Consider the following 25,383-nt stretch of genomic DNA (forward strand, 5'->3'; position numbering starts at 1 on the left):
CTCGCGGCCGCAGCCGACGAGCGGGCGGAGATCCACAACCACTACGGCCCCACCGAGACCACCATCGGCATCGCCACCACCCGGCTCACCGCCGAACAGGTCGCCGGGGAGACGGTCCCGGTCGGCACACCGATCGACAACACCCGCTTCTACATCCTGGACGACCGCCTGAACCTGGTCGTGCCGGGCGCCGCCGGTGAGCTGTACGTCTCCGGCGCCGGCCTCGCCCGCGGATACGTGGGCCGCGAAGCCCTCACCGCCGAACGCTTCGTCGCCAACCCGTACGAGCGGGGCGAGCGCATGTACCGCACGGGTGACCGCGCGAAGTGGACGGCGGACGGCCGGGTCGTCTTCCTCGGCCGGGCCGACGACCAGGTGAAGATCCGCGGCTACCGCATCGAACCCGGCGAGGTCCAGGGCGTCCTGACGGGCCATCCGCTGGTCGACCAGGCCGCCGTCATAGCCCGCGAGGACAACGCCGGTGACCGCAGGCTCGTCGCCTACGTCGTCGCCGACGACCTGGAGCCGCAGGAGAAGGTCCAACTCGCCCCCGCGCTGAAGGAGTTCGCGGCGCAGCGGCTGCCGGAGCACATGGTCCCGTCGGCGGTCGTCGTCCTGGACGCGCTGCCGCTGACCGGCAACGGCAAGCTCGACCGCAAGGCCCTGCCCGCACCCGACTACTCCTCGTCGCTCGCCTCGGGCGGCAGGAGGGCGGCGACGCTGCAGGAGGAGATCCTCTGCATGGCCTTCGCCGAGGTCCTCGGCCTGCCCGAGGTCGGCGTGGACGACGACTTCTTCGAGCTCGGCGGCCACTCCCTCCTCGCCGTCCGCCTCGTCAGCCGCATCCGTTCCGTCCTCGGCGTCGAGGTCGAGATCCGGGCCCTGTTCGAGGACCCGACCGTCGCGGGTCTCGCCGAGCGCCTGACCGGCGCCCGTACCGCACGCGCCGCGCTGACCGCGAGGGAGCGCCCCGAGCGGCTCCCGCTCTCGTACGGGCAGCGCCGCCTGTGGATCATCAACCAGATGGACGGGCCGAGCCCGACGTACAACATCCCGGTGGCCACCCGGCTCGCCGGGGCGGTGGACGCCGGGGCGATGGGTGCGGCCTTCCGGGACGTGCTCGCGCGTCACGAGGTGCTGCGCACGGTCTTCGGGGTCGCGGACGGCGAGCCGTACCAGCGGATCGTCGCCGTCGACGACCTCGACTGGGAGCTGACCGTCACCGACGTCACCCCAAAGGACCTGCCCGGCGCCGTCGCCGGAGCGAAGGCGCACACCTTCGACCTCTCGTCCGAAGTCCCCGTCCGTGCCTGGCTGTTCAGGGCGGGCCCCGAGGAGCACGTCCTCGTCGTCGTGGTCCACCACATCGCGGGCGACGGCTGGTCGTGGGCGCCGCTGGCCCGCGACGTGGCGACGGCGTACGAGGCGCGCCGCAGCGGGCGCGCCCCGCAGTGGCAGCCGCTGCCGGTCCAGTACGCCGACTTCGCGCTGTGGCAGCGCGAGGTCCTCGGCGACAGCCAGGACCCGCAGAGCCTGATCTCGCAGCAGGTCGCCTACTGGCGGGAGACGCTGGCGGGGGTGCCGGAGGAGCTGGAGCTGCCGTTCGACCGGACGCGGCCGCCGGTCGCCTCGCACCGGGGCCACCGGGTGCCGCTGGAGATCCCGGCGGACGTCCACGCCGGTCTCGCCGCGCTGGCCCGGACCGAGGGCGTCACGATGTTCATGGTGCTGCACGGTGCTCTGTCCGTGCTGCTGTCCCGGATCGGCGCGGGCACGGACGTCCCGATCGGTTCGGCGATCGCCGGCCGTACGGACGAGGCCCTGGACGACCTGGTCGGCTACTTCGTGAACACGTTCGTCCTGCGCACCGACCTGTCGGGGGACCCGACGTTCCGCGAGGTGCTGGGACGCGTGCGGGAAGCCGGTCTGGGCGCGTTCGCGCACCCGGACGTGCCGTTCGAGCGGCTGGTGGAGGAGCTGGCCCCGGCCCGCTCCATGGCCCGCCACCCGCTGTTCCAGGTGATGCTGCTCCTGCAGAACAACGAGCGCGCGGTCCTCGACCTGGAGGGCGTCGACGCCCGCCGCGGCGCTCCCGCCGCCCCCGCGGACCCCACCGCGGACGGCTCCACCCGCGACGGCGCGACCACCGCCGGCACCGCCGACGCGGTCGTGAAGTTCGACCTCGACGTGAGCGTCGCCGAGCTCTACGACGCCGACGGCGCACCGGCCGGTCTGCGCGGCTCGCTCGTCGCCGCGGCCGATCTGTTCGACCCCGAGTCGGTCCTGCGGATCACGGAGCGACTGGGCCGGGTCCTGGCGGCGCTGGCGGCCGATCCCGGGATCCGCCTCGGCGAGGTGGACGTCCTGGACGAGGCCGAGCGCACGCGGATGCTCGTCGACTGGAACGCGACCGGCGCCGAGGTGCCGGACGCGACCGTCGTCGACCTGTTCGAGGCGCAGGTGGCCCGCACCCCGGACGCGATCGCCCTGGTCCACGGCGACGAGGAGCTGACGTACGCGGAGCTCGACGCCCGCGCCAACCGGCTCGCGCGCCTCCTGGCGGGCCGGGGCATCGGCCCCGAGACGGTCGTGGCGGCCGTCTTCGAGCGCACCGTCGACCTGGTGGTGGCCCTGCTGGGCGTGATCAAGGCGGGAGCCGCGTACCTGCCGATCGACCCGGCCTACCCGGCCGACCGCATCGCGTACGTCATCGACGACTCCCGCGCCGTGTGCGTGCTGACCTCCGAGGACCTGGACGCCCGTCCGGCCGCCCCGGAACACCGGCCGCGCGTCCCCGTGATCGTGCTGGACGGCCCCGAGGCCGCCGGCCGGCTCGCGGGCCTGGCCGACGGGCCGCTCGCCGACGACGGCCGCACGGCCGTACTGCGCCCCGCCCACCCGATGTGGGTCATCTACACCTCGGGCTCGACGGGCCGCCCGAAGGGCGTTCTGGTCGAGCACCGGGCGATCGTGAACTTCCTCGGCGCGATGCAGGACCGCTTCGCGCTCACCGCGGACGACCGGCTCCTCGCGGTCAGCACGCACGGCTGCGACATGGCGGGCTTCGAGTTCTACCTGCCGCTCCTCAACGGCGCGCGGATGGTGCTGGCCTCCCAGGAGCAGGTCCTCGACCCGTGGGCGCTGCGCTCCCTGATCCGCACGACCGGCGCGACCGTCGTGCACGCGACGCCGAGCCTGTGGCGCGGCCTGATCGCGGACGCGGACGACCCGGTCGACTGGACCGGCGTGCGGGCCATGATCGGCGCGGAGGCGCTCCCGGCGGACCTGGCACGCACGATCCTGGACAGGACCCCGACCCTGACCAACCTCTACGGCCCGACCGAGACGACCGTCTGGTCGACCGCGAAGGAGCTGTCCGGGCCGGACGCCGACGCCACCTCGATCGGCGGCCCGATCGGCAACACGCAGGTGTACGTGCTCGACGCGGGGCTCGTCCCCGTCCCGCCGGGCGTGGCGGGCGAGCTGTACATCGGCGGCCACAGCGTCGCCCGGGGCTACCTGGGCCGGCCGGGCCTGACCGCGGGCCGGTTCGTCGCGAGCCCGTTCGGCGGCGCCGGCGAGCGGCTGTACCGCACCGGAGACGTGGTCCGCTGGACCCCCGAAGGGGACCTGCGGTACGTGGGCCGGGCCGACGACCAGGTGAAGATCCGCGGGTTCCGCGTCGAACTCGGCGAGATCGAGGCGCTGCTGGCCTCGCACCCGGCGGTCGGCCAGGCCGTCGCCCTGGTCCGCGAGGACACCCCGGGGGACCAGCGCCTGGTGGCGTACGTCGTCCCGAACGCCGCCGCAGCGCCGGACGGCGAGGCGGCCGAGAGGCTGGGCCGCGAGGTCCGGGCACTCGCGCAGGACCGGCTGCCCGGCTACATGGTGCCGTCCGCGGTGGTGGCCATCGGCCGGCTGCCGCTGATGCCCAACGGCAAGCTGGACCGCAAGGCCCTGCCGGTGCCCGAGGCGACGGCGGGGGAGGAGACCGCGAACTGGGCGGTGACCTCCTTCGAGGACGGCATGTGCGAGGCGTTCGCCGAGGTCCTCGGGGTTCCCGAGGTCGGTGTCGACGACGACTTCTTCGCCCTCGGCGGCCACTCGCTGCTCGCGGTGCGGCTCGTCGAGGCACTGCGCGAACGCGGTGTGTCGATCGCCGTGCGCGACCTGTTCGCCGCGCCGAGCGTGGCGGGGCTGATGAAGGGGATGAGCCTGTCCTCGATCCGCGACGCGCTCGGCGTGCTGCTGCCGATCAGGGAACAGGGCGAACAGCCCCCGTTCTTCTTCGTCCACCCCGCCGGCGGCCTGAGCTGGTGCTACATGCCGATGGCGCGCCACGTGGAGGCCGACATCCCGCTGTACGGGCTGCAGGCACGCGGCCTGGACGGCACGAGCGAGCCGGCGCGGTCCATCACGGAGATGGCGGCGGACTACGTCGAGCAGATCCGCTCGGTGCGGCCGAGCGGGCCCTACCGGCTGCTCGGCTGGTCCTACGGCGGCGCGGTCGCCCACGAGATGGCCGTGCAGCTGCGGGCCGCGGGCGAGGAGATCTCGGCCCTGGTCATCCTCGACCAGTACCCGTGGAGCCGCGGCGAGGGCGGCGAGGCAGCCGACGCCGTCGACGCAGCGGAGGAGACCGAGGTCGACCTCGAAGCCAAGGTCGACCGGCTCATCGAGGTCGTCCGCAGGGAGGCAGGAGGCGCCCTGGGCGCGGCGACGGAGGAGGAGTACCGGACCTTCGCCCGGATCCTGCAGAACCACCGCACGATCCGGACCGGCCACGAGCACGGCCGGTTCGACGGGGACGCCCTGCTGATCGTGGCCGAACAGAGCATGCCGCCCGGCGAGATGCCCGCCGAGCGCTGGGCGCCGTACATCACGGGCGAGATCACCCAGGGCCAGGTCGACTGCACGCACTACGAGATGGCCAGGCCCGAGACGCTGGCGGAGATCTGGAAGACGGTCTCGGCCTGGCTGGCCTCCCGCCCGTGACGTGAGTCAGGGCCCCCGCCGGGGCCCTGACCCGGGGGCCCCACCGAGGGCCCCCGGGAACACGCACACCCAAGACCAGGCGAAATAACCCGCAACACATCGAAATAAGCCCCAATAAACCGCAGCAAGCCGCAATGCCCTGTATCGGCCGGACATCCACCAGAAAGAGATCCGCATCCATGTCTATCGTGAATCCCGCCTCGGCCGTGTCCGCTCCCGAGCCCATGGACGGTTCCCGGACCCGGACGGCCCCCGACGGCACCGGCACGCCGCAGGCGGCCGCCCCCGCCGCGCCCACAGCCCCCGCCCACCCCCTCCAGCCGCTCGCCCCCGCGCACCCGGCCGCCGCCCGCACCCTGCCCCTGGACAACCCGGGGGTCGACGTCATCGCGGTCGCCGAACTGCGGCGCCAGGCGATGCTCGACGCCCTCGACCCGGGCCCGCGCCCGGCGTCCGCGGCCCGTGCGGGCCGGCGCGGCTTCCTCTCGCGCCTGAAGGGCTTCTACGCCCAGGAGCTGATCCACGACACCGCGCGCGACGCGCGCGACAACGGCTGACGCACGGCCGTGCCCGAGGCCGCTCGGATCCGGGCGGCCGACCTCGACAAGGGCGGAACACCGAGCCCTTGGCGGCAGAAAGTGATGACCCCGACATGCCGATCATGACGGCCACAGGAATTCTCCTGGCCTTCGAGCCGGACTACGAGCAGATCTCCGACATCAGGGGCGGCCCCGAACAGCCGCCGAAACGCGCCCGCGCCCGGCAGGCCGCCGCGGCGGCGGCCGGCGGCGCGGAGGGACCCCACCGCCTTCCCCCGCGCCCGGCGTGGCCTCAACGCCTCGTTGCGGGCCGGTGCCGGTGGAAAACGTCGCACCACCACCTCACGTGGCCCGCCCCGGCCGCCTCCGCCGCGTTCTGCGGCGCACACCCACCCGACCGGACGACCACCGGACTGAAAGGTCTCTTTCACCCACAGGCAAGGAGTGTCCTCTATGGCTCTCATAGGTGGCCCGAATCTCAATTCCGGAAATTCTTTTGGCGGGAAGGAAAAGACCCGCCAGAAGATCGACCCGGGTACGTTGCGGCGTATCCTCCCGTACCTGGTGCGCTACCGCGGCCAGCTCGCGGTCCTGATTGTCGCGAGTGTGACGTGCGGTGCGATCACCGCCGCGAGTCCGCTCATGCTCAAGATGATGATCGACGACGGGATCCTTCCCCAGCGGTTCGGCGTCGTCCTGATGCTGGCGTTCGGCATCGTGCTCCTCGCCCTGCTGGAGTCGTTCGTCCTGTACGTCGAGGCGCGCTGCTCGGGCAAGATCGGCGAGGGCCTCGTCTACGACCTGCGGACGGAGGTCTTCGAGCACGTGCAGCGCCAGCCGCTCGCGTTCTTCTCGCGGGTGCAGACCGGAGCGCTGGTCAGCCGGCTGAACACCGACATCGTGGGCACACGGCAGGCGATCACGTCGCTGCTGACGCAGGCGGTGTCGGGACTGCTGACGCTGGTCATCGTCATCAGCACGATGATCTACCTGTCGTGGGAGATCACGCTGGTCGCGCTCGCGATGGTGCCCGCGTTCCTCTTCCCCGCCCGCATCATCGGGCGGAAGCTGCAGAAGATCACGCGGGAGAGGATGACGCTCGACGGCGAGATGGGCTCGATGATGAACGAGCGCTTCAACGTCTCGGGCGCGGAACTCGCCAAGCTGTACGGGCGGCCGGAGTCCGAGGCGGCGCTCTTCGAGGAGAAGGCCGGCCGGGTACGCGACATCACCGCGCTCAACGTGGTCCACGGCCGGATGTTCTTCATCGTGGTCACGGTCCTGACCTCGCTCACGACGGCGATCGTGTACGGGTTCGGCGGCAACCTCGTGATCAGCGGCGCGCTGCAGATCGGCACTCTGGTGGCGATGGTGACGCTGCTGTTCCGGATGTACGGACCGATCAACCAGCTGTCGAACCTCCAGATCCAGGTCCTCACCGTGCTCGTCAGCTTCGACCGCATCTTCGAGGTCCTGGACCTGAAGCCGCTGGTCGACCAGAAGCCGGACGCGCACGTCCTGCCCGGCAGCGGCGTGACGGCCGACGCCCGGCGCATCGGCGCGGAGATCGAGTTCGACCACGTGTCGTTCCGCTACCCGAGCGCCGAGGAGGTCTCCCTCGCCTCCCTGGAGCCGATCGCGCTCCAGGACAAGGACCGGGGGGACAGCGCGTGGATCCTCAAGGAGCTCAGCTTCACCGCCCCGGCGGGAAAGCTGACCGCCCTGGTCGGCCCGTCCGGTGCCGGTAAGACCACCATCACCCAGCTCGTCCCCCGGCTGTACGAGGCGACGACGGGCTCGGTCCGGGTGGGCGGCCACGACGTCCGCGACGTCACGCTGCAGTCGCTGAGCGAGACGGTCGGCGTGGTCAGCCAGGAGACCCACATGTTCCACGACACGATCCGCGCGAACCTCCTCTACGCCCGCCCCGAAGCCACCGAGGCGGAACTGGTCGAGGCCTGCGAGGCCGCGCTGATCTGGGACTCCATCGCACGGCTGCCCAACGGCCTGGACACGGTGGTCGGTGACCGCGGATACCGCCTCTCCGGCGGTGAGCGGCAGCGGATCGCCCTGGCCCGCCTGCTGCTGAAGTCGCCCCCGATCGTGGTCCTCGACGAGGCGACCGCGCATCTCGACTCCGAGTCGGAGGCGGCGATCCAAAGGGCCCTGAAGACGGCGCTGGCCGGCCGGACCTCCCTGGTGATCGCGCACCGGCTGTCCACGATCCGCGAGGCGGACCAGATCCTGGTCGTCGACGCCGGCCGGATCCGTGAACGCGGCACGCACGAGGAGCTGTTGGCCAAGGGAGGGGCGTACGCGGCGCTGTACCAGACGCAGTTCGCGGAGGGGGTGACCGACATGAACGGCAAGCGCTCCGCGTGACGGGAGGGCCCGGATGAACAGAGCTCTCCTGTCTACCGGCAATCCGCCGTGCGCTCAAGGAGCACAGGGGCGCGTCCAACTGCCGCGAGTAAGCGGTTGGACGCCCCCCGGCGCGCGGTCGGACACCCTTTCCGGTGTATCACCGCGCACAACTCGACCGCTGTTGTTGCCGCGCCTTCCACCAGGCCATAGTGGATCGCCGCGGACCGCACTGATCTGCGACAGGGGAATACTCGATCACGCATGCTCGGACATTCTCTTTCTGTTTCCCCGGATCGGTGACAGGCGTGATCAGAATTGCTCGCCCGAGAGAGGAAAATGTGGTGACGAACCCGTTCGAAGACCCCGATGCCCAGTATCAGGTGCTGGTGAACGAGGAGGGACAGCACTCCCTTTGGCCCGTCTTCGTCGACGTACCGGACGGCTGGACCTCGGTCTACGGCGTGGCCGGCCGCGAGGACTGCCTCGCCTACATAGAGAAGTCCTGGACCGACATGCGTCCCAAGAGCCTGATCGAGGCCATGGCGGGCAAGTAACCCCGCACCACGCCCCACCCCCTCGGCCCGGAACGCGACCAACGCGCTCCGGGCCGAGGCACGCCCGCACCCACCGCACGGACAGGCCCATGGCACGGGCACACGCCCGCCGCGCGGGCAGGCCCGCATACGGGCACACGCCCGCACACGGGCACGCCCGCCGGTGTCAGGCGGAAACAGCCCCCGCACCCGTACGCCGGGAGGGACGCCGCCCGGCGGAAGCCGTCTGCGCCAGCAGCCGCGCCACGAGAGCGGGCTCCACGTTCCCGCCGGTCAGCAGCACCCCGATGTCGGTCCCGGCACCCGCCTCACGGGCATGGACGAGCGCCGCCGCCACAGCGGTCGCGGCGGCGGGCTCCACCAGGAGCCGGGCCAGCCACAGCACGGTCTGCAGGGCGTCGGTGATGGCGCCTTCCCCCACGGTCACCACACGGGTGCTCTCCGGCCGGGCCAGGGCGTAGGGAAGGTCCCCGATCCGGTCGGGCCGCAGCCCGTCGGCGACCGTGTGCCGGGCGGGCACGGTCACGGGCCCGCCGGCCCGCTGCGCCGCGGTGAACGCCGGCACGTTCCCGGGTTCCGCGCCCATGACCCGCGCGCCGTGCCCGGCGGCGGCCAGACAGGCCCCCGCCAGCGCACTGCCCCCGCCCACCGGGACCACCACCGTGTCCAGCCGCACCCCCCGCGCGGCGGTCTGCGACAGCAGCTCGGCGGTCGCTGTCCCCTGACCGGCCACCACCCGCGGATCGTTGTAGGGGTCGACGACGTCGTACCCGTGCCGCTCCCGCAGCTCGGCGACGACGGCGACACGCTCGGCCAGCGCCGTCCCGGCGAAGGTGACGTGGGCCCCGGCCTCCCGGACCCGGCGGACCTTGGCCGCCGACGCGTCCTCGGGCAGGACGATGAGGGCGGGCAGCCCCTGGGCCCGCGCGGCCAGCGCCACGGCGATGGCGTGGTTGCCGGTGCTCTGCGCCACGACCCCCCGGCTGCCCGCCGCGGCCAGCTCCTCGACGGCCAGCAGCGCGCCGCGCACCTTGAACGAACCGCCGTGCTGGAGGTTCTCGGCCTTCAGCCACAGCCGCGCACCGCACGCGGCGTCGAGCTGCTCGGAACGGATGACCGGAGTGCGCAGGACCCTTCCGGCCAGCCGGACCAGGGCGTCGTCCACGTCGGCCCGCCCGAGCTCCGCCACGGCGGTCCCGGCCGAAGTCCCTTTCCCGTACTCAGGCATGGGTGTCCCTCCAAGGAAAGTCAGGGGAATGCGACGCATCCGCCCTGGGCGGCACACACCTGGCCGGCGGCCGGTACCGCGGCGAAAGGGGAGGGGGCTGCTCGTGTGCGGGATGCGTCACAACGTCAGGGCGTCAACGTACTGCGGGCACCGCGGAACACGCACGTGTCCGTGGTCCGCGCGGAGTGACGCGCCGTCCCCGTCCCTTCGGGCCGGCGCCGGTCACTGGGGCTGCGGCGGCAGGTACCCCTCCTGGACGGCGTGGACACCGGCCTGGAAGCGGCTGCGGGCGTTGAGGTGCGTGAGCAGCCCGGTCGCCAGACGGCGGGCGGTGCGGGGCGAGACGCCGAGCTTCTTGGCGATGGACTCGTCGGTGGCCCCCTTCGCCAGCAGCTGCAGCGCGGTGATCTGCTGGGGCGTGAGCTCGCCGGGCTGGTGCCGGGTGGGCTCGCCGAACGGCTGGGCGTTGCGCCACTCGTTCTCGAAGAGCGCGCACAGGGACGAGATCAGCCCCGGCAGGGTGATGGCGATGGCCCCGATGCCGGTGTCGTCGCTGTCGTTGGCGATGATCGCGACGCGACGGTCGCAGATGATCATCCGGTTCGGCAGCGACGGCGCGGTACGCACGTACGCGCCGTGCTTTGTCAGCCATTCTGCGTGTTCAACGCTGGCCTGGTCGCGCCGAATGCTGTCCAGGTATACCGTGCGCATGTTGATTCCGCGTTCCAGCAGCCGCTTGTTGAGCGGTCGCGATGCCCGCATGTTGGCTTCTGTCTGGGCGCCGCCGGGAGCGAAAGTGAGAAATTCTTCTTCGACCTGGTTATTCAGGGCGGCGAGATAGTCTCGAATGGAATCGACACCCCGGAGGTACTGCACCGATTCATCCGGATGGGAGGACTGCCCGTGCGTGAACTCGGCGATGAGACGCGCGGCGGCGGAGCGGGACGCTTCGACCCGCTGCTGCAGGGCGGCCAGTTCGGCCTGCTGGCGGGCGAGGAGGATCTCCATGCCGAGCTGCGGACTGACGGCGTGGACCTGGCAGGGGTTGCTCGAGGAGGCTCTCACCAGGGCGAGCTCGCTGAGTTTGTCCAGAGCGTGCCGGATGTCACCCTCCGGCAGGTCGAGTCGTTCGCCGAGTTCGGCCAGAGAGGCGTCCGGGTGCGTGAGCATGCCCCGGTAGACCACCTCGGCGGCGGCGTCGAGCCCGAGATCCGTCAACAGCACGCGAGCGTCCCCTCTCCGTCGAGGTCCCGAGCGATGCGGGCCCCGACCACTGACTTCCCGGTCGAGGACAGGCGTTCGAGACGGTTTCCCGCAAGACTATCCCGGCGGGGGAGTGTCCGGCGGAGGCAATTTCCGCGCCCCGAGCGCCGTCCGACGTCCACCGGAACAGGGACCGCCGGCCATCCGGACCCCGCCTTACGTGGACGGCTCGTCGCCCACGCCGTCTGCTGAGGGCTGAGTTGTGTTTCTTGTGCATGTCCGGCTTCTGCCCCACCCTTCGGGGGACCCCCTTCCGGAGAACGTCGCCACTCTCATGGCCGCCCCCGACCCCGCCACGACCACCGGCGACCCCGCCACCGGCCCCGCCACCGCGGGGGGCGTCGGCCGCGTCGAGCACGTCAGCCTCCACCCCCGGGCCGCTTCCGGCCCGGTCATCGGCGTCTACGTCCACGCACCGGACCCGGCAGCGGCGGAATGGGTCGCCGTGGACGCCTGGCACCGCGCCGTCACACACGAACCAGCCCTGAACGCATGGGAGTTGACGTCAGCAGAGGTGCCCCTGATGCGCCCTGACCACGACGTGTGAACCGGCCGCCCGTCAGCCGGGAGGAAAAGGAACAAGAGCTTCCTTTCCACGCGGACTCTGGACTGAATGCGCCAAGGCCGCTTTGCCCACCCCGGTTGCTCTTCTGCTCCCGCGAGGCGCGGACAAGACTCGTTCCTGTCGCCGCCAGTCCTGAGCAGAACAGGGAAAACCGATGATCCGTCACCTCCTCATCACCGCCGCCGCCGCCGGAACCCTCGCCCTGGGCGTCCAGACCGCCTGGGCCTCCGACACCACGCCGACGACCCTGGTGGCGCAGAACATCCCGGCCGCCGCCGCCGAGGACGACTCCGGCTGGCAGGGCCCGACCCCCGCGCCCACCGCCGACCCCGGCACCACGGGCGAGGGCGACTCCGGCTGGCAGACGCCCACCCCCGCCGGCACCGACGACTCCGGCTGGCAGAACCCCACCCCCAACCCGGGCGCCACCACCAACGGCGACGACTCCGGCTGGCAGTAGACAGCGAGAACACCCCCGCACCGCCCCCGGCCCCAGCGCCACCCCACCGCCGGCCCCGCACCACCCCGACCGATCACCGCGCCCCACCGCCCCGATCGATCCCCCCCCCACGCGCCGCCCGAGCCCGGCCCCGCCCCCACGGCGCGCACCACCCCACCCCAAGGCCCCGCGACCGAGCTCACGGACCCCACCCGGCCCACCCGAGCCCGCCACCGCACCGACGCCACCGCACCGACGCCACCGCACCGACGCCACCGCACCGACGGTGCCGCACCCGCACCCGCACCGCACCCGCACCGCACCGCGCCCGCGCCTCCGGACCCCGCCGGCCACACCCTGACGCCGCCGGCCGCGCCCGTCGACCGCGCCCCCACCGCGCCCGCCCCGCCCCACCGCCGCCCCGCCATGCCCGTACACCTCCTCAGGAGTCGTCGCAGTGACTGCCGAACCGATCGAAAGGCCGCCGACGCGCAGCAGTTCCGACTACTTGCTCGCACTGCGTGACAAGGGCCTGAACGAAGCCCCCGTCGAACTCGCCCGCATCCAGGACCTGTACGTCTCCTCCTCGCCCCGGGCCGACGGCGTCGACCAGGAGTACGCCCGCACCCTCGCCGACACGGAGTCCGAACTCCCCCCGATCCTCGTGCACCGCCCCACGATGCGCGTCGTCGACGGCCTGCACCGCCTCGCGGCGGCCCGCTCCCGCGGCCAGGACCTCATCCACGTCCGCTACTTCGACGGCGACTCCACCGACGCGGACCTCCTCGCGATCGCCCTCAACGTCTCCCACGGCCGCCCCCTGAGCCTCGAGGACCGCGTCGGAGCGGCCGAGCGGATCTTCGCCTCCCACCCGGAGTGGTCCGACCGCGCGGTCGCCGCCGTCGCGGGCCTGTCCGCCCGCAAGACCGCCGAAATCCGCCGCAACTCCTCCGGGACCTTCCTCAACGGCGCCCGCCGGATCGGACTCGACGGACGCGCCCGCCCCGTCGACTCCACCTACGGCAGGGAACTCGCCAGCCGCCTCATCAAGGAGAACCCCACCGCCTCCCTGCGCACCATCGCCCGGCAGGCGGGCATCTCACCCGCGACCGTCGCCGACGTACGCGGCAGGGTCATGCGCGGCGAGGACCCGGTCCCGGCCCGCCAGCGCGGCCACCTCAAGGCCGCCCCGCCGGCCCACCCGGCCACCCACCGCCCTCCCACCGCCCCCCGCCCCGCCAAGCCCCGCTCGGCAGCCGAACTGGGCACCCTCTTCGACACCCTGCGCCGCGACCCCTCCCTCCGCTTCAACGAGGTCGGCCGCCACACCCTGCGCATGCTCGAAGCAGCCGCCCTCGTGGCCCGCGACCGCCGCCGCATCGTCGACAGCGTCCCCGCGCACTGCAAGGTCCAGATGTCGGAGCTCGTCCAGGGCTACGCGGAGATCTGGGAACTCTTCGCCCACGACCTGAAGACCCGATCCGAGAACCGGACCGACACCGAGAGCGCCTGACCAAGGCCCGCCCGGCGGGACCCGCCGGGCAGATGAGGATGAGGCACCAGGATGCTGCGCACCGTCGCTGTGATCGGCGCGGGACTGATCGGCACGTCGATCGCCCAGTCCCTGTCCGCCCGAGGCGTCACGGTCTATCTCACCGACCGGGAACCGATGGCGGCCCTGACCGCCGCCGCCCTCGGCGCCGGGCACGCCACCCCGCCCCCCGGCCCGGTCGACCTCGCCGTCCTCGCCGTGCCGCCCGCCGACATCGCCCCCACCCTCGAAGACGCCCAGCGACGAGGCCTCGCCAAGGCCTACACCGACGTCGGCAGCGTCAAGGCACAAGCCTTCGACGCGATCCGGCGCCTGGACTGCGACACCCGCACCTACCTCGGCGGCCACCCCATGGCGGGCGGCGAACGCTCCGGCCCCCTCGCGGCACGCCCCGACCTCTTCGAAGGCAGGGTGTGGGCCCTGGTCCCCACCGCCGACACCTCCCGGAACACCTGGGACACCGTACGCACCCTGGTGGACCTGTGCGGCGGAGTACCGCTCGTCATGGACCCCGAAGGACACGACCGGGCCGTCGCCCTCGTCTCCCACGCCCCCCACCTCGTCGCCAGCCTGATGGCCGCCCGCCTGGAACACGCCGCCGACCGCGAAGTCGGCATGGCCGGCCAGGGACTGCGCGACGTGACCCGCGTCGCCGCCGGCGACCCCGCCCTGTGGCTCGACATCCTCTCCGCCAACGCCGCCACCGTCGCCGACATCCTCGACGACCTCGCCCACGACCTCGACCGCACGATCCACGCACTCCGCGGCCTCACCCCCCACGACACCACCGCCGCCGCCGAGGCCGCCGACGCCCTCACCGCCCTCCTCACCCGCGGCTGCGCCGGCCACAGCCGCATCCCGCACAAACGCGACGCCCCCCAGGGAAGCTACGTCACCGTCTCCGTCCTCGTCGGAGACCAGCCGGGCGAACTGGCCCGCCTCTTCACCGACGTCGGAGCGGCGGGCGTCAACATCGAGGACGTCTTCATCGACCACGCCCCCGGCCAGGTCACGGGCCTGGTCGAACTCCTGGTGACCGCCGACGCCGCACCCCGCCTCACCCGGGCCCTGCGCGTGCCGAGCACGATCCTGACCCGCTGACCCCGGAGAACCCCATGCCCCCACCACCGTCCGCGCCGGTACGGTCCGCCCGCGTGACCCAGGTACGGCAGCTCACCCCCCGCAGACGACGCGTGGTCCTGCACACCGACACCCCCGAGGACGCCCGCACCGGCCCGGACGCCGACACCGACGCGTACGTCCGCCTGCTCCTCGCCCCCGGGAACGTCACCTACCCCGAGCCCTTCGACCTCGACCGGGTCAAAGCCGCCCTGCCCGGCGAGGCCTGGCCCCGCATGCGCTCCTACACGATCCGCCACCACCACCCGCGCACCGCCGAGATCACCCTCGACTTCGCCCTGCACGACCGGGACGGCCTGGCCACCACCTGGGTCCGCCGCGTCCGCCCCGGCGACACGGTCCCCTACCTCCAGCCCCGCGGCACCTACCGCCCCGCCGCCCACGCCGCCCACCACCTCCTCGTCGGAGACGACACCTCCCTGTCCGCCGTCGCCGCCGCCGCCGAACGCCTGCCCTCCGGCGCCCGGGCCACGGTCCTGCTCGAAGTGGACAGTGCCCACGAGGAGCAGCCCGTCGACGCCCCCGCGAAGACCGACATCATCTGGCTCCACCGGGGCACCCACCGCGCGGGCACCCTCCTCGCCGACGCCGTCCGCCACCTCCACCTCCCCACCCAGGGCCTGCACGCCTTCGTCCACGGCGAGACCCACGCGGTGCGGGAGATACGCGGCCACCTCCTGCACGACCGAGGCGTTCCCCGCGACCGGATCTCCGCCTCCGGCTACTGGCGCCACACCCCTCACCCCTGATGCGCACAGCGCATCGCGTTGCATAGGGTGACGCCATGGAGACCGGACTGGAAGAGTCACTGCGGCAGACCGTCGCCGCCCTCATGCGCGCGACGGGCGAACCACAGCGCGTCCTCGCCTCCGTCCTCGGCCTCACCCAGGCCCAGGTCTCCCGCCGCCAGAGCGGCACCACCCCCTGGAGCCTGCACGACGCCGACATCCTGGCCGCCCACTACGGCATGCCGGCCCTCGACCTCCTCGCCGGCCCCACCCGGGCCTGCGCAGCACTCGCCCGCACCCGGCACACCGGCGAACCGGGAGCACACCGGTGAGCGACTTCGAAGCGATCGACTCCCTCCTGGCCGCACTCCGCCCCCAGGCCCCCCTTCCGGAACCGCGACGCCGCCGAGAACTCCGCGAGCTCGCCCACCTGTCGAAGGCGGAAATGGCGCGCGCCCTGGGCGTCAGCCCCAGCACGCTGACCGCATGGGAGAACGGCCGCGAACCCGCGGGGGAGACGAGGGAGAAGTACGCCTACCTCCTGAACGGCCTGGCCGCCAAACTCCCCACCGCGCCCCCCACCCCCGCACAGCCGGCACCCCCCACCGCCACGGCCCCCGACACGGCTGCCGACACGGCCGCCGGCGAGGCCGCCGCCGAGAACGAGGGCGACGAGGACGTGGAACACCTCACCACCCCCGAACCCTGCGTCCTGTGCGGCCACCCGGCCCCCACCCGCGTAGCGGGCTACGCCCAACACCTGGACCCCGCCCACTGCCACCCCGCGACACCCGCCCCCCACCCCACGACACCCGCCCCCCAGCCCGCCACCCCGCCGCAGAAGCCGTCCCCCACCCCACCCCGCCGAGCCCCCCACCCCACCCCCGGCAGCCCCACCGACCTGATCCACCAAGCGGTCCACGCCGCCCTCACCGAGCACCAGGGCGACACCCAGGCGGCCTCCGCCGCACTCCTCAAGCGCGCGATCCCCGACGCCATGCGACTCCTGGACGAAACACGCAAGGGAGCCCGCTACGACGTGATCGCCCACCCCTGGATCCCGGACGTCCTCAAGAAGCAGACCTCCCGCGGCCCGGACCAGATCTGGGAAGCCCGCCCGAAGTGGACCCGCCCCGAACTCCCCCGAGGCCCGCACCAGGTCACCGCACTCGACATCAACGGCGCCTACCTCTCCGCCCTCAAAACCCACCTCCCGCTCGGCCAGCTCGAACACTCCACCGACCCCACCCACGACCGCCGCCGCGCGGGCGTCCACCTCATCACCCCACCCGCCTGGGAACACGAGACGGAACTCCCCAACCCCCTGGGCCAACGAGACGAACCCGGCCCCCTCTGGGTCACCGAACCCACCCTCCGCCTCCTGCTCCGCCTCTCCAGCCCCCGCCACGCCCTGTGCGAACCCCCCCGAATCCACGAGTCCTACACCTCGGGCGCCACCGAGAACCTCCTGGAGAAGTTCCGCATCGCCCTCAAGGACGCCCGCGACACCGCGATCGCCCAGCGCGACGACATCACCCTGGAATACGTGAAAGCGATGTACTCCAAGTTCGTCTCGACCATGGGGGAGTCGAACTACAACAGGGAGCTGTACCGACCGGACTGGATGCACATCATCCGCTCCCAGGCCTTCTCCAACCTCTGGCTCAAAGCCCTCAAGGCCCGCGACGAAGGACTCACCCCCGTCCGCGTCATGGGCACCGACGAACTCCACGTCATCGGCGACTGGCGCCGCGTCTTCCCCGAAGGCCGAGGCGTCACGGAAGTCAAGATCAAGGACACCTACACCACCGAAGAGGAGCCGCCCTACCCTGTCAGGTAAACCCTGACAACAGAGGGAGGCCGTCATGGCAGCCACCGCACACCCCGAGGAACCCACCCACTGCTCCTTCTGCGCCAAACCGAGCGCCGAAACAGGCAAGCTGGTCTCGGGCCCCGGCGTCTACATCTGCGACACATGCGTGGAACTGGCGAACCGCATCGTCACCGAAGCCCTGGGAAAGCCCCCCACCCAGAACACCCCCGCCTGGACCGCCATGACAGACGAGGAAATCCTCCACCACCTCCCCGGCATCGCCGCCCGCATCGACCAAGCCGAAGCCGAACTACGCGCATGGGTCCACGAACTCCGCCGACGCGGAGTCACCTGGACCCGCATCGGCGACACCTTCGGCATCACCCGCCAGTCCGCCTGGGAACGCTTCTCCGACGAAGCCTGACCGCCCCACACAGCCCCACCCCGCAACAAACAGGCGGAACACCGGATCCGGACCGGGTCGTCCGCCGAACCGGACGAGGGACCAGACGACGGCGCTTGACCCTCCAGCAGGGGGAGACCCGAGGGTAGGGACATGAACGGCCGCACGCTCTACTCGATCGGCGAACTGGCCCGACAGGCCGGAAGCACTGTCAAGACCATCCGGTTCTACTCCGACTCCGGACTCCTCCCACCCGCAGACCGCAGCCCAGCCGGCTACCGCCTCTACGACCACCACGCCCTCGCCCGCCTGGACCTCGTGCGAACCCTGCGCGACCTCGGCCTGGACCTCGCGGCCATCCGCAAGGTCATCGACCGGGAACTCGCACTGCCGGAGGCCGCCGCGATCCATGCCGACGCACTGGACGTACAGATCCGCATCCTGCGGCTGCGCCGCGCGGTACTGACCGCGGTCGCGAACCGCGGCGCCACCCCCGAGGAGACACACCTCATGCACCAACTGGCCAAACTCTCCGAAGCCGAACGCCGACAACTGGTCGCCGACTTCCTCGACGCCACGATCGGCGGCCCGGGCACCAGCCCCATGCTCGCGGGAATCACCCACTCGATGACCCCGGAACTGCCCGACAACCCCGACACGGAGCAGCTCCAGGCCTGGGTGGAACTCGCCGAACTGACCCAGGACCCAGACTTCCGCACCCTCGTACGAGACCTCGCCCACGAGCAGACCGCCGGCCACACCCCCGGCCACCCACCCGCACTGCACAACGACATCGCCGCGATCGTCCGCGACCAGATCACACCCGCCGTGGCAGCAGGCATCGAACCGGCCTCACCCCACGCCGACCCGATCCTCGCGACCCTCATGACCCGCTGCGCACACCTCCTCGACCACAGCGACGACGCCGCACCGCGAGAACAGCTCCTCAACCGACTGGAACGCATGAACGACCCCCGATGGGAGCGGTACTCCGCACTGCTCGCGGTCATCAACGGCTGGCCGCCCCCCGAGAGCCTGCGACCGGTACTCGAATGGACCACCCACGCCCTGCAAACCCCCGCACGAAGCTGACAGGACGACCGCGGCCGAGGACGGCGAGCCGACCCGCCGACCGGGAATCGGATCACCGCCAACGGCGTTGCCCGGGGCAAGAACCGACAGGGGAGAGCCATGCGAGCGATACAGGTGCACGAAGTGGGCGGACCCGAGGTGCTCCAGGAGACCGAGGTGGACCAGCCACGGCCCGGTCCCGGCGAGGCACTCGTGGACGTCGCCGCATCCGGAGTCAACTTCCTCGACGTCTACCACCGAGAAGGCCGGTACCCCCTCCCGCTGCCCTTCACCCCGGGCACCGAAGGCGCCGGCACGGTCATCGAAACCGGACCCGGCGTCACAGACGTCGCGATCGGCGACCGCGTCGGCTGGGTGGAGACCCCCGGCACCTACGCCGAACGGGCCGCCGTGGACGCCTCCCGACTCGTGCCGCTGCCCGACGACATCAGCTTCGAGACAGCCGCCGCCGTACTCCTCCAGGGCATGACCGCGCACTACCTCGTCAAGGACGCCTACCCGGTCCAAGCAGGCGACACGGTACTCGTCCACGCGGCCGCCGGCGGCATGGGCCTGCTGCTGACCCAACTCATCACCCACCTCGGCGGCAAGGTCATCGGCACGACATCGACCACGGCAAAGGCCGAGCTGGCGAAGCGCGCCGGAGCCTCCGAAGTGATCCTCTCCTCCGCAGTCCACGACCTCGCAACCGAGGTGAGACGGCTCAACGACGACCAGGGACTGCCGGTCGTCTACGACGGCGTCGGCGCGCACACCTTCGACGCGAGCCTCGCCAGCCTGCGACCCCGCGGCCACCTCGTACTCTTCGGCGCGGCAAGCGGCGCCGTACCCCCGTTCGACCCGATCCGACTCGCCCACGGCGGTTCACTGACCCTGATCCGACCCAGCCTCGGAGACTTCATCGCCGAACGGCCCGAACTCCTACGACGGGCCGCCGACGTCTTCGCATGGGTACGCTCCAAGGCGCTCGAAGTCACCGTGACCGGCCGCTACACCCTGTCCGAAGCCGCCCGGGCCCACAGCGACCTGGAAGCCCGCCGAACCACCGGCAAACTGCTCGTCATACCCGACACGGGACGCCACGAGGAGCCACAGAACTGACCGCTTGCCACTCCGGCGCCAGCACCGACCAGACCTCGGCGCCATGGCGGACGTCGCGGTACAGGTAGGCCTCGCGCAGGACTGCGGGCGGAGTCCAGATCTGCGGCGAGATCGGGCAGCTCCATGTGCGCAAGGAACTCCCCGCACCGCCACGGCTCCAAAGGCCGCAGCTCGGCCCCGTCCCCCAGGGAAACCGCGAACACAGCCACCCCTCCAAGACGCGCTCCTCCGCCCGCCGGATCTTCGCACGCCCACCCGCTACGGACGGCGGTGGGGGATTGCCGCGTAGAGGGCGTTGCGTCTGCTTCCGGAGCGGCCTTGCAGACACGAACCTGATTACCGCACGAGCACCATCGGGCGGTGGCAGGGCGGCCAGTTCTTCGCCTCGGTCACGGCGGCCTTCCCCGAGGGCTGGAGCGGCGAACCAGGACATCACGATTGCACCCTTTGAAGTCCGTTTCGAGGGAGCCATGTTCGGCCTGGTCATGGAGGAGGACACGGACGAGGAGGAGTACGGCGGCGCTCGGGCCGAGTTCTATCCCGACGGCCTGGGCTTCAACGAGCCCTGGAACGGCTGCTACGACACGTGAGCCGAGCCGGGAGCGACCACCTGCCCGTGGTCGATGATCCGGTCCGCCGCCGACTTCGACACCCCGAACAGCGGGGCGAGCTGCCGGCGCGGTCCTGGACGTTGGCAGCGACGACGTGCACGGGCAGGAGTAGGCCGGGGTGTCGGTGACGATGAACCGCTTGCGGCCCTTGACCTTCTTGCCCGCGTGGAAGCCCCGGATAACGGCGGTACGGACTGCGAGTCGATCAGGCTCGCACTCGGCTCCGCGTCGCGGCCGTCGGCTTCACGGACCTTGCCTCGCAGGGCGTCGTGGATGCGCTCGACGGTGCCGTCGTCGTGCCACCAGGTGAAGTACCAGGACACCGTCGGCCACGGAGCGAAGTCCTGCGGCAGCTGCGGCCAGGAACATCCGGTCCGTACCACGTAGAAGATCGCGTCCACGATCCGCCGCCGCGGGTGCTTCTCCCGCCGGCCACTCTTCGGACCCACCCGCGCCGACGCGAGCAACGGCTCCACCAGCTCCCACTGTTCGTCCGTCAGGTCCGACGGATACCCACCCCCACCATCATTCACACAAGTCTCAACGGCAGGGCGGCGTCGTTCAGTGGTTCTATCCCGTGGGCCTCGGCCCTGCTCTCTCGCGGGCCTGTTCCACCCCCGCCTGCCTCGGCTCTGCGGCCAGGAGCGACGGCGGTCAGGTGATGACGAGCCGCTGTTTTCCGTCGATGAGCTCCCGGACGGCGTCGAGGTGCCCGGCGTGGGTCGCGGTCTCGGTGATGACGTGCAGGACGACTTCGCGGAGGTTGTCGTAGCGCCAGCCGTCGAAGAAGTCTGGCCACCAGGACGTGGGCGCGTCCGGGTCGGCACCGGCGAGGATCGCGTCGGAGAGCTCGCTCTCCTTGCGGTACAAGGCGAAGATCTCCTGTGCCGACTTCTCCGGCGCAGGCTTCCAAGCATCGTCCTCGGAGCCCAGGATCTCATCGATCGCGACCTGCTCGCCCGCCGCGACAGCGCGGAACCAGAACTTCTCGTCGTCCAGGGCGAGATGGTGCACGAGGCCCAGGCAGGTCCAGCCGGACGGAAGCAACGGGCGCCGAAGCGCCTCGTCATCGAGGCCCTCGAGGATATCTAGGACGTGCTTGCGCTTGGCGTTCAGGAAGCCCAACAGCGTCATCATCTCGGTGCCGGCCATTACTTGGCGATCTCCCAGACGTGGCCCGAGGGGTCGGCGAAGGCGGCGGTCCGGATGCCCCAGGGCCGGTCCTGAGGACCGTTGAGGAGCTTCACACCACGTTCCGCGAGCTTCTCGCACACGGTGTCCACGTCCTCCACCTCGATCGTGATCTGGAAGCGCACGCCGGCCTCGATCCCCGCGACCTTCGAGGGCTCAACCAGTTCACTGGCCTGGGAGGACTTCAGCAGGTTGACCAGGGTGTTGCCGAAGTTGAAAACGATCGAGTCGGCGTCCTCGAAGACCGCCGTCAGGCCGAAGATGTCCTCGTAGAACTTCTTTGTCTCCACCAGATCTTCGATGAACAACGTGACGGGGCCGATGCCTTTGAACCAGGGTTCCACGGCTTCGCCTCTCCCTTGAACAAGATTTCGAACGATGCGGACGGCCACACCGTATACGGGGGCGGTGACAATCTGAGGCCGCCGCGGGGACGGCTCCCGCCCAACCAGTGCTACGGCAGCCCCCCGCTTCGTCTTCGACCGGGCGCTATCACCGACTCCACAGTCCGACCCCAGGATCGCGTCGCTCAGGGGGATGTCCGGTTTGATCACGTGATGCCGAGGGTGGCCAGGCGTCCCGCGCGTGGTGCCGGAGGCCAGCGGCGATGTTGACATGCCCGGCGAGGCGCGGGTCTTGCCCAGCAGCGGGACGTCCCGCCAGGGCAGCTTCTTCAGCCGCTGGTGCAGCAGCGGCTGGTTCGCCTTGACCACGGCGATGTAGTGGGCCTGCTTGTCTTCCACCAGGAAGCGTGGTGGAAGACCTGGGAGTGCAGCGCGTCGAAGGCGACCACAGTGTCGGTCAGGTCGAGCGGGGCAAGGAGGGGCCGAAAGACGGTGATCTCCTTGGTCTTACGGTCCACCTCGCGTTGGGCGGTGACCAGGCCTGCGCCGCTCATCGCGGCGAGCAGGTGGACCTGGGTGCCGTCCGCGCGGCGGGCGCCGCGCACGGTCTTCCCGTCCACCGCCAGCGAGCGGCGGGGCCGCTCGGGCTTGCTCGGCGCGACTGGCGGGCTGTCGGGGTCGCGGGCGGCGAGCCAGATGCCGATCGCGGCGTCCAGGGCGTCGCCGTCGACGCGCTGCAGAACCCGACGGACCGTGGCCTCGGCCGGCGCGGTGGGACCGGACGGCTCCCGAGGCGGGCCGCCGAGAGCCGTGAGCACGGCGGGCGGTGCGCCGGCGGTCCTTGGCCCGTCGCGGATCGGGCACCGCGGCCAGGCAGTCCAGCAGACCCGGGCGTTCCCAGGGCATGGGAGACCTGGCAGCAGCGAGCCGGTCCAGGCCGACAGGCATGGGCGATCTCAACGGGCCTCTGCTGCCCCAGAAAACGGCAGATCTCAAACGCGCTCCCAGAAGCTTCACCGGACTTAGAGCTCCTAACGAAATGGGGTGGCAGGTGCACTGCTGACAGGATGAGGATTGCCCGGTACTCGCCGATGAGGGGAAGCTATGGGCGACATCGCTCCGAGGGCGCTCATCTTTCTCGCTGATGACGAGGGGAACAGCGTCACCGTCAATGTGCTGGGGGCTGGGCTGGAGGCGGAGATCGTGGTCAGGACACCCTTCGTGTCCGGCCGTATCAACTTGGTCCTGTACGCCTCGAAGCTGGAGAGCTGGGCGGATGCGCTGAACAGGCTCGACGCTGGCGAGGACGTGGCCTGGATGGAAATGAGCAACGGTCCGTCCATCTTCATCCAGCTTGCTGGCGAGCGCGACTGTCCCGAGGTGGTCGTGGAGGACGAGTCGGGGTCTATGGTCACCGTGCGGGTACCGATCGTTCCTCCGGACGACTGGATTGCTGACCATCGGGAGCGTCTGCAGCAGGTGATGGACTACTGGGTTCCGAAGAAGTCAGCGTAGGGAGCCAAGCCGCCGCCAGCAGATGAGTGCGCATCCCAGGGTGAGGAAGGCTTCGTGGATGTCGTCGCGGATCTCCCAGCGCATCCGTAGGCGGCGGAACCAGTGCAGGTGAGCGAAGGCACCCTCGACAACCCAGCGCTGAGTGCCGAGTCCGGAGCCATGTTTGCTGCAGCGTCGCGCGATCAGTGGCTTCACGCCGAGCGCGCGCACGAGGCGGCGGTATTTGTCGTGGTCGTAGCCGCGGTCACCGAGCACGACATCGGGGCGGCGCCGGGGCCGACCGCGCTTGCCCCGCACGGGCGGCACTGCCTGAAGCAGCGGGATGAGCTGGGTGACGTCGTTGCGGTTGCCGCCGGTCAAGGTGACGGCAAGCGGGATGCCGGTGGCATCGGTGATCAGGTGGTGCTTGCTGCCCGTCCCGCCCCGGTCGACAGGGCTTCGTCCCGTCTTGAAGCCCCCTTTAGCGCCCTGATGTGGGAGCCGTCGACCGCCGCCCGGGAGAAGTCCAGAGCGTCCGCGCTGCGGAGCTTGGCCAAGAGTGCTTCGTGGAGCCGAGGCCAAACGCCAGCCTCGGTCCACTCGGCCAAGCGGCGCCAACAGGTCATGCCCGAACCGAAGCCGAGTTCCTGCGGGAGGTGTTCCCAGACGATCCCGGTATGCAGAACGAACAGGATGCCCTGGAACACCAGCCGGTCCGGATGCCGCTTGCGCCCCGGATGCCGGACACGGCGTTCCACCTTCGGCAGCAGCGGTTCGATCACCGCCCACAGATCGTCCTCGACATGCCACGGCTTCGGCCGAGCCACCTCACACCCCCGGATCGACGCTCCCGAAGTGATCCAACCACCTCGAAGATCATTTCGTTAGGAGTTCTTACCGAGCACAAAAGAAGGCCCCACCTATCCGTCGGTGAGATTCTCCGTCAATGAATTCGGAGCGAACGGACGTACCCAACTGACCAAAGAAGTCGCTACTTCACTCTGAATAGGTTCCCCAAACGACCGCAAACTCAACAGAGTTGCGGTATTCTGAGGAAGAGAACTTTAAGCCATCAAACGAAAGGCCCCATGAAATGCCGGAAAGGACACACGATTTCGGCCACTACGGGGCCCAAGGCATCAAAGGCAGCGAAGCAGTCGCACGGCAACTCGACAACCTCGCCGGCTACATCACCACCCCCATCACCGCACGCCGCGGCCTCCTGGCACGCCTCAACTACTTGACCAGGTCAAATCACGCGCGCCAAGCCGCCCGTGCAGCAGGTCTCACCGTCACCGACCGCACCATCAAGGCATGGCTCACCGGCAAACGCCGCCCCTCCCGTGCCAGCCTGGAGCAGATTGAGACCGCCTACCGCACGGTACGTCGCCAGAACGTGGCCCGTTACCTGCTGCGTCGGCTGAACAACGGAGGAGGGACCCGGGTGGAGATCCACCCGTTCAACCAGTCCCAAGTCGACCGACGCTTCCAGCGGGTACTGGAGTATCGCAGCCTCAACATCCGCCAATGGGACACCATTATCCGGGCCTGGGCCGCCAAAGACACGCGCGCCCTGGACAACGCATGGGTGGACGCCATCGTGGACCTCGGATCCCAATGGGGCCAGTACGAATATGTATCCGCAGTGGGGTTTGCAGCGTAGAAGTGACACACCGTCACAATTTGTGCCAGATTCCAGATTGACCCTCAGTCGAGGGCGGCGCCCCGGACCCCGCTGCTGCTTTTGTTGAATTCGCGGAGCGGATTCAACGCCGGAAATTCGCGGAGCGAATTCCGGCAGGCCGGATCGCGGAGCGATCCGAGCCGCGGACAACGGAGTTGTCCGCATCGGACACGGAGTGGCCGCCCGGGCCGTGCGGAGCACGGCCCGGGGTACCGCCGCGTAGCGGCGGCGCGGCGGGTGTGGGGTGCAACATCTGGAGATCAAACCACAGTAAAACATTAAC

22 protein-coding genes and 2 pseudogenes are annotated in these 25,383 nt (G+C 70.8%); 16 read left to right on the plus strand and 8 right to left on the minus strand.

Going from position 1 to position 25,383, the window contains the following annotated elements:
* The 4 genes from AB0G79_RS32810 to AB0G79_RS32825 all read left to right on the plus strand — a co-directional run.
* Positions 1 to 4,995, plus strand: a 4,995-nt coding sequence (locus AB0G79_RS32810; RefSeq protein WP_360813045.1) for an amino acid adenylation domain-containing protein, incomplete at its 5' end; no start/stop codon positions are given.
* Between the two features lie 179 nt (positions 4,996 to 5,174).
* The gene (locus tag AB0G79_RS32815) at positions 5,175 to 5,552 is read left to right on the plus strand and encodes a hypothetical protein (RefSeq protein ID WP_360813047.1); all 378 of its coding nucleotides are present in this window, start codon (positions 5,175 to 5,177) and stop codon (positions 5,550 to 5,552) included.
* Positions 5,553 to 6,074: 522 nt separating this feature from the next.
* Positions 6,075 to 7,916 (plus strand): ABC transporter ATP-binding protein, encoded by a 1,842-nt coding sequence (locus AB0G79_RS32820; RefSeq protein ID WP_360813049.1) that lies wholly within the window; start codon positions 6,075 to 6,077, stop codon positions 7,914 to 7,916.
* Positions 7,917 to 8,239: 323 nt separating this feature from the next.
* Complete coding sequence (locus AB0G79_RS32825) at positions 8,240 to 8,452, plus strand: MbtH family protein (RefSeq protein WP_109784066.1); 213 nt, start codon at positions 8,240 to 8,242, stop codon at positions 8,450 to 8,452.
* A gap of 166 nt (positions 8,453 to 8,618) precedes the next feature.
* On the opposite strand, the gene AB0G79_RS32830 is transcribed toward AB0G79_RS32825, so the two are convergent.
* Both AB0G79_RS32830 and AB0G79_RS32835 read right to left on the minus strand, forming a co-directional pair.
* Positions 8,619 to 9,680, minus strand: a complete 1,062-nt coding sequence (locus tag AB0G79_RS32830) for a pyridoxal-phosphate dependent enzyme (protein WP_360813051.1) — start codon at positions 9,678 to 9,680, stop codon at positions 8,619 to 8,621.
* Between the two features lie 222 nt (positions 9,681 to 9,902).
* Positions 9,903 to 10,904, minus strand: coding sequence for a LuxR C-terminal-related transcriptional regulator (locus AB0G79_RS32835; RefSeq protein WP_360813053.1), 1,002 nt, complete (start codon positions 10,902 to 10,904; stop codon positions 9,903 to 9,905).
* Positions 10,905 to 11,217: 313 nt separating this feature from the next.
* Between AB0G79_RS32835 and AB0G79_RS32840 the strand changes: the two genes are divergently transcribed.
* From AB0G79_RS32840 to AB0G79_RS32885, 10 genes are all read left to right on the plus strand, one after another.
* On the plus strand, positions 11,218 to 11,490 hold the full coding sequence (locus tag AB0G79_RS32840) for a hypothetical protein (RefSeq protein WP_360813055.1): 273 nt from the start codon (positions 11,218 to 11,220) through the stop codon (positions 11,488 to 11,490).
* Between the two features lie 172 nt (positions 11,491 to 11,662).
* Positions 11,663 to 11,968 carry a hypothetical protein gene (locus AB0G79_RS32845; RefSeq protein ID WP_360813057.1) on the plus strand — a complete coding sequence of 102 codons (306 nt, stop codon included), beginning with the start codon at positions 11,663 to 11,665 and terminating at the stop codon, positions 11,966 to 11,968.
* Positions 11,969 to 12,404: 436 nt separating this feature from the next.
* Positions 12,405 to 13,460: a transcriptional regulator gene (locus AB0G79_RS32850; RefSeq protein ID WP_360813059.1), complete on the plus strand. Its 1,056-nt coding sequence runs from the start codon at positions 12,405 to 12,407 to the stop codon at positions 13,458 to 13,460.
* Positions 13,461 to 13,514: 54 nt separating this feature from the next.
* Positions 13,515 to 14,600 (plus strand): prephenate dehydrogenase, encoded by a 1,086-nt coding sequence (locus tag AB0G79_RS32855; RefSeq protein ID WP_360813084.1) that lies wholly within the window; start codon positions 13,515 to 13,517, stop codon positions 14,598 to 14,600.
* A 53-nt stretch (positions 14,601 to 14,653) separates the two neighbouring features.
* Complete coding sequence (locus tag AB0G79_RS32860) at positions 14,654 to 15,388, plus strand: siderophore-interacting protein (RefSeq protein ID WP_360813060.1); 735 nt, start codon at positions 14,654 to 14,656, stop codon at positions 15,386 to 15,388.
* 35 nt (positions 15,389 to 15,423) lie between these two features.
* Positions 15,424 to 15,699 carry a helix-turn-helix domain-containing protein gene (locus tag AB0G79_RS32865; protein WP_360813062.1) on the plus strand — a complete coding sequence of 92 codons (276 nt, stop codon included), beginning with the start codon at positions 15,424 to 15,426 and terminating at the stop codon, positions 15,697 to 15,699.
* Positions 15,696 to 17,207, plus strand: coding sequence for a helix-turn-helix transcriptional regulator (locus AB0G79_RS32870; protein ID WP_360813064.1), 1,512 nt, complete (start codon positions 15,696 to 15,698; stop codon positions 17,205 to 17,207). Before AB0G79_RS32865 ends, AB0G79_RS32870 begins: the two co-directional genes overlap by 4 nt.
* A 25-nt stretch (positions 17,208 to 17,232) precedes the next feature.
* A complete protein-coding gene (locus AB0G79_RS32875; protein ID WP_360813066.1) occupies positions 17,233 to 17,604 on the plus strand; it encodes a ClpX C4-type zinc finger protein in 372 nt (123 codons plus the stop codon).
* A 132-nt stretch (positions 17,605 to 17,736) separates the two neighbouring features.
* Positions 17,737 to 18,675 carry a MerR family transcriptional regulator gene (locus AB0G79_RS32880; RefSeq protein ID WP_360813068.1) on the plus strand — a complete coding sequence of 313 codons (939 nt, stop codon included), beginning with the start codon at positions 17,737 to 17,739 and terminating at the stop codon, positions 18,673 to 18,675.
* 99 nt (positions 18,676 to 18,774) lie between these two features.
* Entirely contained in the window at positions 18,775 to 19,776 is a 1,002-nt protein-coding gene (locus AB0G79_RS32885; protein WP_360813070.1) for a quinone oxidoreductase, read from the plus strand.
* 119 nt (positions 19,777 to 19,895) lie between these two features.
* On the opposite strand, the pseudogene AB0G79_RS32890 reads toward AB0G79_RS32885, so the two are convergent.
* From AB0G79_RS32890 to AB0G79_RS32910, 5 genes and pseudogenes are all read right to left on the minus strand, one after another.
* Positions 19,896 to 19,979, minus strand: a pseudogene (locus AB0G79_RS32890) (RimJ/RimL family protein N-acetyltransferase); the annotation flags it as partial.
* Between the two features lie 469 nt (positions 19,980 to 20,448).
* Positions 20,449 to 20,899: pseudogene (locus AB0G79_RS32895) on the minus strand (IS5 family transposase); the annotation flags it as partial.
* 142 nt (positions 20,900 to 21,041) lie between these two features.
* Positions 21,042 to 21,539 (minus strand): DinB family protein, encoded by a 498-nt coding sequence (locus tag AB0G79_RS32900; protein ID WP_360813072.1) that lies wholly within the window; start codon positions 21,537 to 21,539, stop codon positions 21,042 to 21,044.
* The gene (locus AB0G79_RS32905) at positions 21,539 to 22,321 is read right to left on the minus strand and encodes a VOC family protein (RefSeq protein ID WP_360813074.1); all 783 of its coding nucleotides are present in this window, start codon (positions 22,319 to 22,321) and stop codon (positions 21,539 to 21,541) included. The genes AB0G79_RS32900 and AB0G79_RS32905 overlap by 1 nt, the downstream gene beginning before the upstream one ends.
* Complete coding sequence (locus AB0G79_RS32910; protein WP_360813076.1) at positions 22,252 to 22,740, minus strand: hypothetical protein; 489 nt, start codon at positions 22,738 to 22,740, stop codon at positions 22,252 to 22,254. The genes AB0G79_RS32905 and AB0G79_RS32910 overlap by 70 nt, the downstream gene beginning before the upstream one ends.
* Positions 22,741 to 23,026: 286 nt before the next feature.
* Here AB0G79_RS32910 and AB0G79_RS32915 point away from each other — a divergent pair, with 286 nt between their 5' ends.
* Positions 23,027 to 23,437: a DUF5959 family protein gene (locus tag AB0G79_RS32915; RefSeq protein WP_360813078.1), complete on the plus strand. Its 411-nt coding sequence runs from the start codon at positions 23,027 to 23,029 to the stop codon at positions 23,435 to 23,437.
* Here the strand turns inward: AB0G79_RS32915 and AB0G79_RS32920 are convergent.
* Positions 23,429 to 24,243 (minus strand): IS5 family transposase gene (locus tag AB0G79_RS32920; protein ID WP_360813080.1). Its coding sequence is split into 2 segments (ribosomal slippage): positions 23,429 to 23,914 and positions 23,917 to 24,243, totalling 813 coding nucleotides; the frame shifts between segments, so codons are not numbered across the junction. The two genes, AB0G79_RS32915 and AB0G79_RS32920, sit on opposite strands and share 9 nt — an antisense overlap.
* A 266-nt stretch (positions 24,244 to 24,509) precedes the next feature.
* Between AB0G79_RS32920 and AB0G79_RS32925 the strand changes: the two genes are divergently transcribed.
* Positions 24,510 to 25,079 carry a transcriptional regulator gene (locus AB0G79_RS32925; protein WP_360813082.1) on the plus strand — a complete coding sequence of 190 codons (570 nt, stop codon included), beginning with the start codon at positions 24,510 to 24,512 and terminating at the stop codon, positions 25,077 to 25,079.
* Positions 25,080 to 25,383: the final 304 nt, after the last annotated feature.

Source organism: Streptomyces sp. NPDC020807 (genome assembly GCF_040641575.1).
Taxonomy (GTDB): Bacteria; Actinomycetota; Actinomycetes; order Streptomycetales; family Streptomycetaceae; genus Streptomyces.

Bases quoted from the DNA above. Each gene is read 5' to 3' on its own strand.
- AB0G79_RS32880 (WP_360813068.1), top strand. From the start codon at position 17,737: ATGAACGGCCGCACGCTCTACTCGATCGGCGAACTGGCCCGACAGGCC.
- AB0G79_RS32845 (WP_360813057.1), top strand. From the start codon at position 11,663: ATGATCCGTCACCTCCTCATCACCGCCGCCGCCGCCGGAACCCTCGCC.
- AB0G79_RS32815 (WP_360813047.1), top strand. From the start codon at position 5,175: ATGTCTATCGTGAATCCCGCCTCGGCCGTGTCCGCTCCCGAGCCCATG.
- AB0G79_RS32915 (WP_360813078.1), top strand. From the start codon at position 23,027: ATGGGCGACATCGCTCCGAGGGCGCTCATCTTTCTCGCTGATGACGAG.
- AB0G79_RS32840 (WP_360813055.1), top strand. From the start codon at position 11,218: ATGGCCGCCCCCGACCCCGCCACGACCACCGGCGACCCCGCCACCGGC.
- AB0G79_RS32925 (WP_360813082.1), top strand. From the start codon at position 24,510: ATGCCGGAAAGGACACACGATTTCGGCCACTACGGGGCCCAAGGCATC.
- AB0G79_RS32900 (WP_360813072.1), bottom strand. From the start codon at position 21,539: ATGGCCGGCACCGAGATGATGACGCTGTTGGGCTTCCTGAACGCCAAG.
- AB0G79_RS32885 (WP_360813070.1), top strand. From the start codon at position 18,775: ATGCGAGCGATACAGGTGCACGAAGTGGGCGGACCCGAGGTGCTCCAG.
- AB0G79_RS32865 (WP_360813062.1), top strand. From the start codon at position 15,424: ATGGAGACCGGACTGGAAGAGTCACTGCGGCAGACCGTCGCCGCCCTC.
- AB0G79_RS32830 (WP_360813051.1), bottom strand. From the start codon at position 9,680: ATGCCTGAGTACGGGAAAGGGACTTCGGCCGGGACCGCCGTGGCGGAG.
- AB0G79_RS32875 (WP_360813066.1), top strand. From the start codon at position 17,233: ATGGCAGCCACCGCACACCCCGAGGAACCCACCCACTGCTCCTTCTGC.